Source organism: Amycolatopsis sulphurea (assembly GCF_002564045.1).
Taxonomy (GTDB): domain Bacteria; phylum Actinomycetota; class Actinomycetes; order Mycobacteriales; family Pseudonocardiaceae; genus Amycolatopsis; species Amycolatopsis sulphurea.
Genome location: NZ_PDJK01000002.1, coordinates 4,396,077 through 4,410,337 on the forward strand (window position 1 = coordinate 4,396,077; position 14,261 = coordinate 4,410,337).

The 14,261-nt window shown below is 69.5% G+C and carries 11 protein-coding genes and 1 pseudogene; 4 read left to right on the top strand and 8 right to left on the bottom strand.

Going from position 1 to position 14,261, the window contains the following annotated elements; genetic code table 11:
• Positions 1-103: 103 nt before the first annotated feature.
• The gene (locus ATK36_RS26230; protein WP_098513923.1) at positions 104-538 is read left to right on the top strand and encodes a nitroreductase family deazaflavin-dependent oxidoreductase; all 435 of its coding nucleotides are present in this window, start codon (positions 104-106) and stop codon (positions 536-538) included.
• Positions 539-981: 443 nt separating this feature from the next.
• Here ATK36_RS26230 and ATK36_RS26235 read toward each other — a convergent pair whose 3' ends face one another.
• The 8 genes and pseudogenes from ATK36_RS26235 to ATK36_RS26270 all read right to left on the bottom strand — a co-directional run bounded on the left by ATK36_RS26235 (position 982) and on the right by ATK36_RS26270 (position 9,840).
• Entirely contained in the window at positions 982-3,306 is a 2,325-nt protein-coding gene (locus ATK36_RS26235; protein ID WP_098513924.1) for a recombinase family protein, read from the bottom strand.
• Positions 3,303-3,515 carry a hypothetical protein gene (locus tag ATK36_RS26240; protein ID WP_098513925.1) on the bottom strand — a complete coding sequence of 71 codons (213 nt, stop codon included), beginning with the start codon at positions 3,513-3,515 and terminating at the stop codon, positions 3,303-3,305. Before ATK36_RS26240 ends, ATK36_RS26235 begins: the two co-directional genes overlap by 4 nt.
• A gap of 717 nt (positions 3,516-4,232) precedes the next feature.
• The gene (locus ATK36_RS26245; protein ID WP_098513926.1) at positions 4,233-4,970 is read right to left on the bottom strand and encodes a recombinase family protein; all 738 of its coding nucleotides are present in this window, start codon (positions 4,968-4,970) and stop codon (positions 4,233-4,235) included.
• A gap of 212 nt (positions 4,971-5,182) precedes the next feature.
• Positions 5,183-5,521 (bottom strand): hypothetical protein, encoded by a 339-nt coding sequence (locus ATK36_RS33885; protein ID WP_245915170.1) that lies wholly within the window; start codon positions 5,519-5,521, stop codon positions 5,183-5,185.
• A gap of 4 nt (positions 5,522-5,525) precedes the next feature.
• Positions 5,526-6,104 carry a hypothetical protein gene (locus tag ATK36_RS33890; protein WP_245915172.1) on the bottom strand — a complete coding sequence of 193 codons (579 nt, stop codon included), beginning with the start codon at positions 6,102-6,104 and terminating at the stop codon, positions 5,526-5,528.
• On the bottom strand, positions 6,101-7,573 hold the full coding sequence (locus ATK36_RS26260) for a DNA cytosine methyltransferase (RefSeq protein ID WP_342752097.1): 1,473 nt from the start codon (positions 7,571-7,573) through the stop codon (positions 6,101-6,103). The genes ATK36_RS33890 and ATK36_RS26260 overlap by 4 nt, the downstream gene beginning before the upstream one ends.
• Positions 7,574-7,696: 123 nt before the next feature.
• Positions 7,697-8,767 (bottom strand): annotated as a pseudogene (locus tag ATK36_RS26265) (TRM11 family SAM-dependent methyltransferase); the annotation flags it as partial.
• Entirely contained in the window at positions 8,764-9,840 is a 1,077-nt protein-coding gene (locus ATK36_RS26270; protein WP_098513928.1) for a hypothetical protein, read from the bottom strand. The pseudogene ATK36_RS26265 and the gene ATK36_RS26270, both read right to left, overlap by 4 nt.
• A 550-nt stretch (positions 9,841-10,390) precedes the next feature.
• Between ATK36_RS26270 and ATK36_RS26275 the strand changes: the two genes are divergently transcribed.
• The 3 genes from ATK36_RS26275 (at position 10,391) to ATK36_RS26285 (ending at position 14,229) form a co-directional block, all read left to right on the top strand.
• Positions 10,391-11,437, top strand: coding sequence for a hypothetical protein (locus ATK36_RS26275; RefSeq protein ID WP_098513929.1), 1,047 nt, complete (start codon positions 10,391-10,393; stop codon positions 11,435-11,437).
• 155 nt (positions 11,438-11,592) lie between these two features.
• Positions 11,593-11,958 (top strand): pilin, encoded by a 366-nt coding sequence (locus tag ATK36_RS26280; protein WP_098513930.1) that lies wholly within the window; start codon positions 11,593-11,595, stop codon positions 11,956-11,958.
• Between the two features lie 210 nt (positions 11,959-12,168).
• Positions 12,169-14,229 carry a TrbL/VirB6 family protein gene (locus ATK36_RS26285; RefSeq protein ID WP_245915174.1) on the top strand — a complete coding sequence of 687 codons (2,061 nt, stop codon included), beginning with the start codon at positions 12,169-12,171 and terminating at the stop codon, positions 14,227-14,229.
• The last annotated feature ends 32 nt before the right edge of the window (positions 14,230-14,261 follow it).

The window sequence follows — 14,261 nt, forward strand, 5'->3', positions numbered from 1 at the left end:
CGGCCGTCGCCGTGGGCGGGCTTCCTTCGGCCGGTCCGGCGAGGGGAGGGCATCGGCCCGGTTCGGTGGAATAGTTACGGTGTGAAGTGGGTTGCTCACGGACATGACGGAAAATGCTGTTGAACTCAGCCCCACTGGCTGGGTACAGGACCAGACGAAGAAGATCCTCGAAACCGGCACGACCGAGGGTCTGACCGTGCAGGGTTCTCCGATCGTTTTGCTGACCTTGAAGGGTGCAAAGTCGGGAAAGCTCCGCTACACCCCGGTGATGCGCGTGGAGCATGAGGGCAGCTATGCGGTGGTCGCTTCCCGGGGAGGGGCCGATACTCACCCGATCTGGTACTACAACCTCAGGGCTCACCCGGAGGTTGTGCTTCAGGACGGGACCGTCACCAAGACCTATGTCGCTCGCGAAGTCGAGGGCGACGAGCGTGCGGGATGGTGGGGCCACGCGGTCGCTGCCTTCCCGCGGTACGCCGAGTACGAGGCGAAGACCGATCGTCTGATCCCGGTGTTCGTGCTCGAGCCGAAGGGCTGACCGCTTTCCTCTCTCGGGGTCGTCAGGCATGTCGACGACCCCGGCAGTGCCTTGTGTGTACCGGATCGGTTCTCCCCGCTGGTAATCGGCTATCGAAACCTTGTTCGGGGCAACGGAAGTCGCCATCTCTTTGGTTCTGATGGGTTCATGCTGCGTGGTCCAGCCGAGATCCGGATGAATCGTTCGAGCTGCCGAAGTCGAGCGGAGCTGTATCGGTGCCTGCCGGGCTCGTGCACGGAGCAGAGCAGTCTCGGTTCTGGGCCGGAGATCGCCGCCGGCCGGACGTTCCGCGCGCCGCGCCGGCGCGGCGATGGGTGGATGGTGAGCGAAGTGCTGCAGCTTCAGGATGCGGCGGCGCACGAGGCCGGCTCGCCGAGCTTCGTCGAAGAAGGCGGCGCGCATGGCGTGGTTCGGCGCGCGGCGGCCGGGCGGTGGGTGCAGATTCATAGGGAGTTCCTTTGGCTGGTGGCGACGGACTGTGCCGACTGGATGCGGTGCCGTTGTGGGCTTTCCGGCCTGAGGTAACGGGTGTGTCTCAAGTGGAGATCAGTCCGGCGGCTCTGGTGGCGCCGTGCCGTTCGGTTGTGCTGCGGGCCGGGGTCCGACCGTCTGCAGGCGGTGTCCACTGTGGGCGCACGGAAGAATGATCTTCGGGGCCACGGTCGGGTTTCGAAGCGGAAACCGTTCGGGTGAACGGATCGTGATCGATGCGCTCGCTCCGCGGAGTTTCCGCTGGTGGTCGCGTCGGGCTCGCCGCGACTCGCCGAGTGCCCCGGGCCGGTCCGTTTATGGTCCATATGTGGCCGGGGGGCTCGGCGGCCGTCGCCGGGCCTGGTCGAAAGGTGCTTCGACCAGGCCCGTTGTGCCCCCGGCAGGACACGCAAAACATGGGCAACATCATCGCCCGATGCCGGTTGCGGCGGGACCTGCACCTCGGCGCCAGTGTTTGCGCTGCTCAGGGCGATGATGGCGGCTGCTTGTTCCACGGCTGGCACCGTTTCACCGCGTAGGGTGGCGCGGATGGTGACGTTGCGCGTGGTGTGGTCGTAGTAGACCTTCATGCCGCAGGCTTCGTACAGACCGCGCTGCAGCGGGTCGGGTGCGTCGGCCAGGTCGAGCGACAGTTGGGGCAGCATGTCGAGCAGTTCGGGCTGTTGAGGTTGTTCCCGTTCGGCCACGATTCGGAGTTCGTCTAGCTCGGCCAGCTTGGTCCGTCGCTGGTTCTCCAGGTCTGCGAAGCGGGTGCGGAGTCGTTCGGCCCACGCGCGTCCGGCCTCGTCGTTGTCGTCGAGGGTCTTTGCTTCTCGCTCGTCCATGAGGTTGTCCTGGCGGCGGCCGAGCTCGGCGATGGCCTTCTCGATCGCCGCGATCCGCTTCTTGTGGTCCTGGCGTTCATGGATGCCTTGACTCGCCATCTGGTGCCGCAGAAGCACGGTGCGGTCTTGGCCGAGGACCCGCTGGGCGAAGAAGGTCTGCACGCAGTCGAGTAGCCGGTCTTCACGTACGTACACGGAGCGGGGGTGGTCGGCGTAGTCCTGTGGGTTGCCGACGCGGTCCAGCTGGGGTTGGCAGGTGTAGTAGGCCAGCTCCCGGCGGGTCTTGCCGAACATGCGCTTGTCACAGGAGGTGTGGTGGACGTAGTGCCGCAGGACGTACGTGCGTCGGGTGGCCGGGTGCCGGTTCGGTCCGGCCATCCGGGAGCCCTGCCGACCGGTGGCGATCTCCTGGACTTCCTTCCACATCTCCAGGGTGACCAGCGGCTCGTGGGTGGGCTCGGGTGACCAGATCCACTTGTCGGGCGGGTTGAGCTTCCCGCCCTTCTTGCTCGCACGCCGGTTCCAGACCATGTAGCCGGTGTACTTCGGGTTGCAGAGGATCTCGCGGACCGAGGAGACCGTCCAGCAGTTGCGCGCCCGCTCGCGTCGATTGGGCTGGGGTGGCAGGTAGCGGTCGAGATCGAGGTTGAGGCGTTCGGCGATCACCTTGTAGGCGAGCTTCTCGTCGTGTCGCCAGAGGAAGATCTGCGTCGCCGTCGACCCGCGTTCGGAGTCCACCAGCAGCCGCGACTTGGTCTTGCCCTCTTCTCGCTTGGCGGCGACGGGGTGTTCTACCTTCTGGAGGGTGTAGCCGTAGAGGGCCTTGCCGATGTTCCAGCCCTGCTTGGTGTGTTCGCGAAAGCCTTCCCAGGATTGCTCGAGGGTGTGGCGGAGGAACCACTCGCCGACGCCCTGCTTCATCCGGCGGACCAGGATCTGGGTCGCGCGCTTCTCGGTGATGGAGATCGGGCCTTCGTCGGCGGCGAACAGCGGGACGCCGACTTTCTCCAGGGTGTGTTCGAGCTGGGTGGACTGGTGGGTCCATCGGGCGGCGCGTTCGATCTCCTCGACCACGACGGCTTCGAACCGGCGGCCGGGGTGTTGGGCTTCGGCGAGCAGGTCGGCCAAGCCGCCGTCGCGGGGGATCGGGATGTTGAACGCCTCGTGGGCGTTGCCCAGACCGCGCTGGTCGAGATCCTTGCGGGAGGACTCCACGTCGTAGAAGAACGCGACGATGACGAACCCCGGCGGCAGGACTTTGCGGCAGTTGTCGAGCTGCCGGGGCAGCGACAGCGTCGGGTCTTGAAGGTCACGGGTCGAGGTGCGCAGGAACACCGCGACCGGGACTTCGCTGACCCCGCCGCCGAGCCCGACCAATGCGGTCATGTCCTCTTCGGCTGGCTGCGGGCGGCGCAGGGCCAGTGGCGCGGAGTCGGAGTGGAGGGCGCTCATGCCGCTCGTCCTTCCTTGCCCGCCCAGCCGCTGCCGCCCTGGTCCGAGGTGTTCGGAGTGTCGCGATGTGTGAGCCAGTTCAGCAACGCGGAGACGGCGGTTGCCTGCGCGGCGGCCACTCGCTCGCCTTCCTCGCCGTTGACGTAGCGGATGTCGAAGGTGACGGTGAGCCCGTCGCAGACCGCGTCGACACCCGGCGGCAGCGGCACCTGCTGGCGAGTTCTCGGCGCGGAAGCCGACTTACGCCTCGTCGACGGTGAGCTGCTGGTTGACTCGGGCCGGCGGCGAGACGGCGGCCGACGCTGGGACTGATCTTCGGGCGCGCCCGGTGGCCGGGACGAGGCCCGGCCACGCCGCACGGGCTGCGTGGCGACGTGGTTTTCCGGCACCGTGGTCACGAAGGTCCTCCTGAAAGTCATCGCTGATCGACATGGTTGGGTCCACGACACCTCTGTCCACATCGAGCAGGCAAGCACCTTCGACGACCTACTTTCCCTGCGGCACAAGACATTTCATGCCGGCCGGAGACAGCGTGCGCACTGTCGCGAACGACTCGTGCTGCACGGCTGTGGCAGGGCGGTCGTCGAAGGGACAGAACTACTGCCGGGCGCTACTCGTGCACGGGCGCTGCCGGGCGGGACCCCCGTTCCGGACGTGTCATCCGTGCTGCCGCCGAACCGTCGGCAGTACGGGCCACAGCGGGCGCAGTGACCCCGGTCGCCCCGCGCCCCGCCTGCGCGAACCGCCGCGCCGCGGCGACGAGCGAGCGTCCCGGCGCCTTCGGGACTGGGCTGGCCAGCCCGCAACCACCGCGGGCTCAGCCTGCGGAATGGGGTAGCCCTCCCGCCGGAGTTCATCGTTGACTTCCCTCTGCAGTGCGGTGATGGCTTCGATCGTCAATCCGTCCGGGTAGTGGTTCGTGGCCATCACGCGGCCCTCCGGTGATCGGGCGACAGCGCATTCGCGGAGTCGCCTGCCTCGGCCGAGGTAGGGACACCCCACGAGCGATGATCGGCAGCGGCGAACTCTTCGACGGTCACCAGCGGTGGGTGCACCCACACCTCCGACCAGACCCAGTCAGCTCGCGGAGTCGGCTTTCCGTGGTGGGTGCGTCCCCAGACCTGGCGGCCGAGGTACTTCGGGTTGCGCAGGATTGCCCGCACAATCGCGACCGTCCACACGCCGGGCTTGCCCGTCTCGGCGTCCAGCGGCGCGGGGTAGCGCGACGCGGCGAGTCGGCGGCGGATCTCCGTGGTGGACAAGCGATCCTCGCCCCTCCACACAAATATCATCCGCACCGTGGACGCTTCGACCGGCTCGATCAGTAGCCGGGTGCGCCAGCGCGGTCGTCGACCCGCTGGAGTGACCTGGACTCGCCGTGCGCGATAGCCGTAGGGGACGTCTCCGGTGTTGAAACCGGCGCGCACCAATTCCTCGGACACGGTGCGGGCCGCAGCGAGGTTCGCGGCGTGGTAGTCGCGCAAGACGTGCTGTCGCACGCGCCACGAGGGCGTAGCCTCACCGGTGTCCGGGTCCGTTGCCGAACCGAACAGCCTGGCACCCATCGCGGTGAGGCGCTGCCCGAAGGTCTGGCGGCCGGCGGTCGCAGCCCAACGCGGAATACGGTCGCCGGACTCATCCCGCGCGGTGTTGTTCGAAGGCATGGCGGATCTCCCATTCCGTGAAGGACTACGAGGCGCGCGAGTTCTGCGCGCGGGCGGCCGACCGGCCTCCGGCCTGGCGCGGGCGAAGCGAGCCAGGCCGGGTGCGTCCGGTCCTCGGGCCGCGTGCTCGCGGTCCCTTGTCCCCGCGTGGATGTCTGCCTCGCGGTCGCGCTGGTGGTGCCGCGCTTCCACGGGCGAGCGCCGTAGCCCAGTCATGCCGCACGTTCCTCGGTGGCAGGGGCGCCGGAGCGGCACGACCACGGCGAGCAGCCGTCGGGATCGTCCTCCTCCACCGCCCTGGTGGAGACAAGCCGCAGGTGCCGCTTTCCCAGAGTGGGCGGGTCGAGGTCGACTTCGTCGAGCGGTTGGCAAGACCGGTGCAGGAAGTACTGCCCGCGCAACTCCTGGCCTTGCTTGGTGGCGTGCGGGTAACCGTCGCGGATGGCGTGATCGAACTCGACCGCCTCGGCCCAGCCGTCCGGATCGTTGTCGCGCAGCCAGCGCCAGCCCGCGTTGCCGTGGAACGGGCACCCGACGCAGGCGCTTTTCACCGTCTCACCGAACCCGCGCTCGGCGAGATAGTCGGCGCACCGCGTTGCGGTCCCAGCCGAGGTCGATCAGGGGGAACACGTTGCGCAGGTACTTGACGCCGGAATCCTTGGCGCGGGTGAACTCGTCGGTGCTGATGCCGATGGCCTGCTCGACGTACACCCCGCGCGGAACCCGTCGCGGGTGCGGGTAGCCGAGCAGTTGGCGCGCGGCCTTCTTCAGTGGCGAAATTTTGTACTCGCTAGTACATTGCCTGCGCGCCAAGCCCCGGCTGCCGTCGGGGTTGAGGACGTGCAGTGGCATTGATACGAACCGGTGGGCCGGATCGAGCGCGTCGTCGCGGATGTTGCCCGCCGACACCGTGCGCACCGGAATGCCGAACTTCACTGCGTGCGCACGGAGCCGGGCGAGGTTCTCGTACACCGCGCGTGGTTCCCAGCCGGTGTCGGCGAACAGCGCGACATCGCAGCGCGGGATCACACCCTCGCAGGCCAGCAGCAGGACGGCGCTGCTCTGGACTCCGGCGCCGAGCGAGAGGCATCGCAAGACCGGGCCGGCGTCGTCAGCGGAGGCTGGATTGGTCATGCCGCGTTTGCCTCCTCCACGTATCCGGCGTGCTCGGTGGAACTGGCCCCGAGGAGCACGGCGAGGTCGGCGAGCAGCAAGCCGACGGCGTACGTGGCCTGCTGGGGGACGACGCCGTTGCCCAGCGCTCGAAGTTGCGCGGTGCGCGGCAGCGGGAGTCCTGTCACCCAGCCCGGCTCAAGCCCTTGGAGCCATTCGACGAAGGCGGGGGCCAGGACGGGACGGCCATGGACGCCCGGTTGTGTGGGGAACGGTGCTGGTCGCCCGAGCACCTGCTCCCAGCGCCGTATGGCCGGCGCGTAGTTGCCCCAGTCGCCCTCGCGGTGCGCTGCTGGTGATGAGTCGAGATTCGTGTCTGCGATGGCTACGAGATGCCGCCGTCCGCTTTCGGGGCGAGCAGGCGCATCACCGCTGAGGGCAGCATCAGGTCGCCCTTCGACCCTCGTTGCGCCGGGCAGCCTTTCGTCCCGTCGGTCGCCCGAGGCGTCGGCAGGAACGCTTCGGGGTCGGCCAGTGGGAGCACCTGCTGTGACATCGGCGTCCGGAACCCGGCCCTCGCCCGACGCTCGGCCGTGCCGGTGTCCGACGCCCTCGGCGTCGGTAGCAGCCGCGCTTCGTCGGGCAGCGATGGCCCACCACTCTGCGTCCTGGGGGTGCAGTTCTTCGAGTCCGAGGCGGTCGGTGTCGGCAGCAACCGCAACCGGTCCAACAGCGACGGGCCGCCCTGTCGGCTGGCCGCCGAGACGCCGTTGGAGGAACCGTCGTGCGCGGTCGGCGTCGGCAGCATCTCCGCCTCCGCGCTCGGCAGCGCCGGCACGGGGCCAAGCGCACAGGAACACCCGCTCGCGGCGGTGTGCCGCGCCGATGTCGGCGGCGCGGACGCTACGCCAGAGCGCGTCGTACCCTGCTTCGGCCAAGTCGCCGAGTACACGGTGGAGACCTCCGCCTTTCCAGCGAAGCGCGGCGACGTTCTCCACGACGAGCAGCGCGGGTCGTAGTAGGCGAACGCCTGCCACGATGTCGGTCCACAGGCCACTGCGCGCTCCGTTCTCGATGCCCGCGCGCCGCCCGGCGGCGGAGATGTCTTGGCAGGGGAACCCGGCGGTGAGCACGTCGACCGGCTCCACCGCGGCCCAGTCAATGGCGCGTACATCGCCGAGGTTGGGCACGCCCGGCAGCCGGGCGGCGAGGATCTGGGCGATGTGCGGGTCCGGGTCGGCGACCCAGGCGATGCGTCCGCCACCGAGCGCGGCGAGCACACCGAGATCCAGTCCGAGGTAGCCGGTGCACACCGACCCGACGACCGGCCCGTGGCTCGCGACGGCCGACACGTTCTGCGTCGCGTCGTCCTGCATGGTCGGCGACGTGGCCGCCCGCACCGCCCCCGCCGCCGTCGTGGTGACGGCGACGAGGGCGGGGACGGAGTCGCGCCCGGACCGAGCTCGGGTGCGGCGTGGCCGGGTGGTCATGCCGCCCAGCTCTTCGACACACCTGACTCGCACCTCGGGTTCTCGGTGTGTCGCGCCTCGGACGGTGAGGAACCGTCGCGAATTCTGACGGTCCGTCGAGATTCCTGAACCCGCCGAGCGGCGCAGCGCCGTGCGGAAAATCAGCACATCCTCGTGGCTGATGAGGTGCAGCGGCAGCCCGGCTTCGCGCTGCTTGCGGATGAAGTCGCGCTGGAAGAAGCTGCCGCGCGCGACGAGGTCGTGCTCGGCGGCGCGCGCCAGCAGCGCGACGGACCGCTCCACCGGGATCAGGCCGGCGTGCAGGCCGCAGGCGAGGATCTGCGAGGGCAGGTCGATCAGTTCGGCGTGTTCTCGCCAGGGGCGGATGGTGATGGCGATGTGCCCGCCCGGCCGCAGGTAGGTGGTGAGCCCGGCGAGGATACGGGTGAATCCGGCCAGCAGCCGGTGGTGCCCGATGTTGGCGAGGTTCCCGCGGTCGAGCGTGTTGCCGTAGCGGTGGTGGTACTTCTGCACCCCCGCGCCCGGCGTGACCGACACCTGCCCGTGGGTGGACGGTCCGTACGGAGGTGAGGTGACTACGAGCGCGGCTTGCCCGACGTACTCCGGCGGCAGCAGCGACGCGATCTGGCGGGCGTCCCCGTGGAACACCCGGCCCTCGTGTTCTACGCCGAGGTCGTGCGCGAGGGCGAGGTTGGCGCGGGCGACGTCGACCCAGTGCGGTTCGTACTCGATGCCGACCGCGCGCCGGCCAGCGTGCAGTGCTTCGACGAGGGTGGTGCCGATCCCGCACATCGGGTCGAGCACCAGGTCGCCCGGCTCGGTGTAGTGGGCGATCGCGTGCGCGGCCACGGCCGGGAGCATCTTCGCGGGGTGCGCGGTCGACTCGGGCGTGTAGCGGCCCTTGCGCTGCGCGGCCGGGGAGGTCTGCGCGGTCGTCCACACCGACACCGCCACGTCTCCCGCCGAGTCGTCGGCGACCCGCTCGGGCGGCGCACCTGTAGTGCCGTCGAGGTCGTCGATGAGCGCGCGCGGGACGCGCTGGGTCGGCCCGTCCACCGGGCTCTCCGCACCGGCCGGGACCGGGTTGGTGCGGGTGTCGGACAAGGCGCGCGGGAAGCGGTCGTCGGCCACAGTCGTGCCTTCCTGGCGGTGGTCTCCGGGCTGGGTGTGGTTCGGCACGTGGGCGCTGTTCATCGGATGACTCCGCTCTCGAGCGCCGCGTCGGCCGGGCTGCGGCGAGGCGGCTCGTAGTCGTGCGGCTGGGCGAAGACGAGGACGTCGGAGTGGATGCGCCGATGCGGCTCGGGCAGCCCGCGCACGGCCGCGCGGTGTCGAGCGCGTGCGTCGTTCTCGGCCGCCGGGCTGTTGGGTGCGGTGAGGGATTCGGTGGCGAACCGGCCGCCGCGCACCGGCGCGTGCAGGGCCACGATGTGCTGGAGGTAGAGCAGGTCGGCGTTCTGCGCCGAGGCCACGACCGCGCCGGTCGGGTCGATCAGCTCACCGGCGGGCCAGTCACAGTGGGTGAGCACGACGAGGATGCCGCCGACCCGCAGCAGTCGTGCCGCGACCAGCGCCACGAGGTCGCTGGATTGGTCGCCGCCGTGCTCGGGGCGCAGGTTCGTGATGATCAGGTCGGTGTCGGCCGGCGCGTCCTCGGCGCCGTCGAAGACCTCGTCGCCGAGGTCCGATCGTGCCGAGGGGAAGGCGGTCACGGCCGAGCGATCGGAGTCGCCGACAAGGTCGGCCCAGAACGGTCGTGCACCCGGACCGGTGGCGGTCGGGTCCGCCGCGACGCGCACTACGCGGCCGGTCCGGTTGAGTCCCTCGACGGTGGCGAGCGCGTCGGCCAGCGCGTGGTCCGGCTCGGTTGCCGGGGCGTGGTCGATCACCCCATCCGCGCCGACCGGTGCGAGCGGCGCACGGCCGCCGGAGGTCGGCCAGGGCAGCAGCGCGACCCGCGCGCCGGACTCGCTGAACGAGCTGACGATCTTGCTGACGATCGGTCCCGGCCAGGCCGTGCCGAGCTCGATCGGCGCCGGGCCGGCCGTCCAGACCGTCGCCGGGGTGGGCGACGACGTGGACCCGCGCGACCGGGAGCGGGTGCTCGCGGAACCGGGCCTGGCGGGACTGACCCTCGTGGTGGTCGACGCGGTCGGATAGGGGCGGCGATCCCCGCCTCGGCGGGTCCCGGAGCGGGTGCTCGCCGGGCGGGTGGTGTCACCGCGCCGCTTCGGTCCGCGGCTCGTGGAGTGGTCGGACTGGGTCATGGAATCCTCGCAGAACCTCTGGGGTGCGCGCCGCGATACCTGGCGCCCTGTGACACCCCCCAACTCCGAAAAACGACCCACTTTTCCAGGGCTGTTATCTAATCTTTATTGTCGAACTTCGCTGTTGTTCGGAAGCAAAGAGTGCATATGAGGCTCGTGCGCGTGTGCGCGTTGAGCCCTGTGTTTGAGCCGAGCGTCGAGAAGGATCAACATTTTCCGGCGACGTTGAAGGCATGGGGACGGTTGAGGCTTGCGTCATGGCCCACTCCTTGCCCTGCGAGCTATTACCGGATCGCCACCAAAACGCCACCAGAACACCGTTTTCTCAGCTCATAGGCTATTGCCGGTGATCATCAGATGATCTTGCTCCGGCCTTCCACGTGAGCGTGCGCGACGACTGTAGATGATCTTGGTGGCGACTGAAAGTGGTCAGTCAAGATCATCGGTGGCGTTTTGGAGGCTATTTGGTGGCGGTTTCGTGGCGTTTTGGTGGACCTGATTTGACTTCCTTGCCTGGTCGATGTTTTCCGGACCACGTAAAGGAGTCGACATGGCCCCGAATCGCATATTCCGCCGCACGTCTTTCGAGCGTGACTCGCTGCCGCTGGATTCCGCGCGTACGGCGTTCGAGTGGTTGGTCACCGGGCCGAGCCCGGTCTCCATCGAGGGCTGGCGCTTTCCCGGCCTGCCCCGCCGGCGGGTGCCCCTCGACGAACTGCGGGACCTACTGCTCGACGCCACCCTTCCGATGTCGACCGTGGACCCGATCTGGGTCCATCTGGTCACCCGCTCCCGCGACGAGGGCGGCACCTGGACCGTCGCGTGCGTCGGGGTCGCGCTGCCCGCACTGTTCGCCATCGCCGCCGAGTTGTCCGCGCCGTATGCCGACGACCACCGCGACATCCACGCCGCGATCCTGACCGGCTTCCTCTCCGAGTTGGCGAGCATCGACCTCGCCCGGCCATGGGTCATGTGGCGGCTGCGCTGCGCCGGGCTGCGCGCGGGACACCTGTTCATCCGCGACGCGCTCGACCGCCCGATGCCCACCGACGAGGACTTCCACTCCAGCGAACCCACCCCGCCGTGGGGACACCCGGACTTCGTCCTCGCCCGCGCGGTGGCCGACGGGGCGATCACCGGCGACGAGGCCGAACTGATCGGCTCCACCCGGCTGGAGGACTACACGCTCACCGCCGCCGCGGCCGACCGCGGAGTCAAGGTCACCGCCCTGCACTGGGTCCGCAGCCAGGCCGAAGCACGCCTGCTCGCCTGGCTCACCGACCAAGCCCCGCACGACGACCCCGCCGACCGCCGCGAGCGCGATGTGGAGATCCGCGCGGTGAACGCGACAGCCATCACCACCGCCGCGAGTGACGCCAGCCGTACCCCACACCGACCGACCCGAAAGTCACGCACCGTGACCAGGATCGGCGGAAAGTCGTTGGTCACGGTTCGGTCACGCGCCTGGAAAAAGGTCCCCGAATCCGGAGTCGAGGGTCGCGGGAGGCCCTCAGTCACTTCCGCGCAGACCACCTCGCTCGACCGCTTGGCCGGAACACCGCGGCGGCTGTCGAGCACGACTCCGGAGGTGCCGTGATGCGCCTGCCCCAATCGCCCGTCCGCCGTCGGCTAGACCGTCGCATTAGCGACCGTCGGCCTCGCTGTGGACCCGTCACCCTCTCGCTCGGAGCAGCTCGCCGAGTTGCCTCCTGCATCACTCTGCCTTCCGCCGACGCACCCGCTGCACCTCGGATGTCTTCCGTGTCGGCTGGCCGTCACTGGACAACGCTTCGGCGGACCCTCGTGCTGCTCGCGGGCGTGGTCCTTGTCGCGGTGTTCGTGCCCGTCTCGGCCGCGCACGCGGACACCGTCGTGGTCGCTCTGGCCGGATCTGTTGATCAGGTTCTGACCAGCATTCGCAACTGGGTGATGGGCATTCTCGCTGGTTTGGCGACTGTCTTCCTGTCCATCGGCGGGGTCCGCCGGGTGATGGGCGGCGGTGATCCCGGCGAGCAGGAGAAGGCCAAGGAGTGCTTCAAGGCCGCCGCGATCGGCTACGGCCTGGCCGCGCTCGCACCCCTGGTCGTCACCGTGCTCCAGGGGATCGTGGGGGCCTGAGCCATGTCTCGCCGTTCAGCGCTGACCAGGCCCGTCCGCCGTCGGACGTCGGCCGCTCCGATCCTCCACAGGTTGCACCCGGACGAGTCCGCGCAGGCTCACGCGGAGGGCACCGGCGCCAACCGGGAACTGCTCGCGCCTCCGGTCGTGAGCACGCGGCGTGCCGGTGGCCGGCGCAGTCGGCCCGGACGATGGGTTCGGCGGCTGAGCATGACGCGAAGCCGAGCGCTGGTGATGCTCGGGCTGAGTCTGGCCGTCGTGCTGGGCGGCACCCTCGCCGTGAGCGCCGCCGCGCAGCCGGGCGGTCCGGCCGCCGCGCAGCCTGCGCCGCCCCCACCGTTGCCGCTGCCGACCGGCGACCTGTGCGCACCGGACTCGCCGTTGCCGGTCTGCCATCTGCCCGCGCCCACGACCAGTCCGCCGCCCACCGGTGGTCTGCTACCAGTCCCGGCCGGGCCGGGCACGCCGGTGACGTGCTTCCCCGGTTCGCTGCAGTCCGAGTGCACGCATCCGTCTACCACGGCACCGGCTCCTTCACCGTGCGCGGGGGAGGGCTGCATCCCGCAGCCGCCGACCTCGGCGCCGCCCACCAATTCCGGCACCGGCCAGCCCGGCAACGGCGATGACGGCGAGGCCGACTGCGGGATCACCGACATCGGTGGCTGCATCACGAATGCGATCAACGCCTTCTTCCGGGGCATCGTCACCGCCGCGCTGAACCCGCTCTTGGACTTGCTGTCCAAGACGCTGCTTACTACCCCTATGCCCGACTCGCTGCCGCGGATCGGGGAGTTGTGGGACAACTCCTGGCAGATCCTGCTCGCCTGTTACGGGATGTTGATCCTCATCGCCGGGATACTGGTGATGGGCTATCAGACCTTGCAGACCCGGCACTCGATCAAGGAGATCGCGCCCCGGATCGTGGTCGGGTTCCTCGCCGGAGCCCTGTCGCTGTGGGTGGCGACCAAAGGCATTCAGCTCGCCAACGGACTCGCACAAGGGGTCATGGGCGGTGGCCTGGACGCCGGCTCGGCCGGAGAGACGCTGCGCAACCTCGTCCTCGGGTCGCTCAACGGCGGGATCTTCATCATCTTCATCGGCATCTTCCTCGCCGGGATGCTGGTCGTCCTGCTGGTCACCTACGTCGTCCGGGTTGCGCTGACGGTGATCCTGATCGCCGGGGCGCCGATCGCGCTGATGTTCCATGTGCTCCCGCAGACCGAGGGCATCGCGCGCGGGTGGTGGAAAGCGTTCGGTGGCTGTCTGGCCATCCAGGTCGTGCAGTCGCTGACGTTGATCACTGCGATGAAGGTGTTTCTCGCACCCGGCGGGTTCACCTTGTTCGGCCCGACCGTGAGCGGGTTGGTCAACCTGCTCGTCGCGCTCGCGCTGATGTACATCCTGTTCAAGATCCCGTTCTGGGTGCTGTCCTCGATCAGGGGCGGCGGCGGTCGCTCGCTACTCGGCTCGCTGGCGCGCAGCGTCATCGCCTACAAGACCTTCGGCCTGCTCGGCGGGCGGGGCGGCGGTGGCCGTAAGCCTCGCCGGTTTAGCGGAAGTAGCGGTCGCGGCGGTAACGGGGGCGGCGGTAGTCGCGGACCGGCGGACCCGTACGCCCGCACCCGTACCACCTCTGACGGCCAGTACGTGCTGCCGCTGGCCGGTGTTCGCCGCAGCCGACCGGCCGCCAAGCCCAAGCGCGCTCCCGCGCCGAAACCGAAGGCCGGGCAGGGCCGCCAGCTGGCGCTGCCACTCGGGGACGACTGGCCGGAGAACAAACCGGTCCTCGGACGCGACGGCCAGTACCGCCTGCCGCTGGACGCCGAGCGGGTCAAGCCGCCGCCGCTTCCGGAATCACCCAGCCAATCGGGCGGTCGGCGTCGGGGCGGGCAGCAGATGGAGTTGCCGTTCGACCTCTACAAGGGCAACCGGCCGACGCGCTCCGGGCAGTACCCGCTGCCACTGGACGGCGTGCACCGTACTTCGCGCCCGGCGAGTCCGCTGCCCCCGGCGCCGCCCCGGTCTCGAGCGCGCGGCACTCAGATGGAGCTGCCCTTCGATCCGTACAAGGGCAACCGGGCCACCCGCTCCGGGCAGTACCCGCTCCCGCTGGACGGCGTGCGCCGAACACCGCGCCCGTCGAGCCCACCACCGGCGACGCCACCGCCGCGACCGGCCTCGCCCGCCGGGCAGCAGCTCCGGCTCCCGCTGGACCTGCCGAAACCGCCGCGGCGCACCCCGCCGCCACCCAAGCCCGGAGGTAAGTCGTGACTTCGCCTGTTCGCATTCCCGCCGACGTCGAC

Coding starts and splice junctions, on each gene's coding strand:
- ATK36_RS26230 (WP_098513923.1), top strand. CDS start 104: ATGACGGAAAATGCTGTTGAACTCAGCCCCACTGGCTGGGTACAGGAC.
- ATK36_RS26235 (WP_098513924.1), bottom strand. CDS start 3,306: ATGAGCGCCCTCCACTCCGACTCCGCGCCACTGGCCCTGCGCCGCCCG.
- ATK36_RS26245 (WP_098513926.1), bottom strand. CDS start 4,970: ATGCCTTCGAACAACACCGCGCGGGATGAGTCCGGCGACCGTATTCCG.
- ATK36_RS33890 (WP_245915172.1), bottom strand. CDS start 6,104: ATGACCAATCCAGCCTCCGCTGACGACGCCGGCCCGGTCTTGCGATGC.
- ATK36_RS26260 (WP_342752097.1), bottom strand. CDS start 7,573: ATGACCACCCGGCCACGCCGCACCCGAGCTCGGTCCGGGCGCGACTCC.
- ATK36_RS26270 (WP_098513928.1), bottom strand. CDS start 9,840: ATGACCCAGTCCGACCACTCCACGAGCCGCGGACCGAAGCGGCGCGGT.
- ATK36_RS26275 (WP_098513929.1), top strand. CDS start 10,391: ATGGCCCCGAATCGCATATTCCGCCGCACGTCTTTCGAGCGTGACTCG.
- ATK36_RS26280 (WP_098513930.1), top strand. CDS start 11,593: ATGTCTTCCGTGTCGGCTGGCCGTCACTGGACAACGCTTCGGCGGACC.
- ATK36_RS26285 (WP_245915174.1), top strand. CDS start 12,169: ATGACGCGAAGCCGAGCGCTGGTGATGCTCGGGCTGAGTCTGGCCGTC.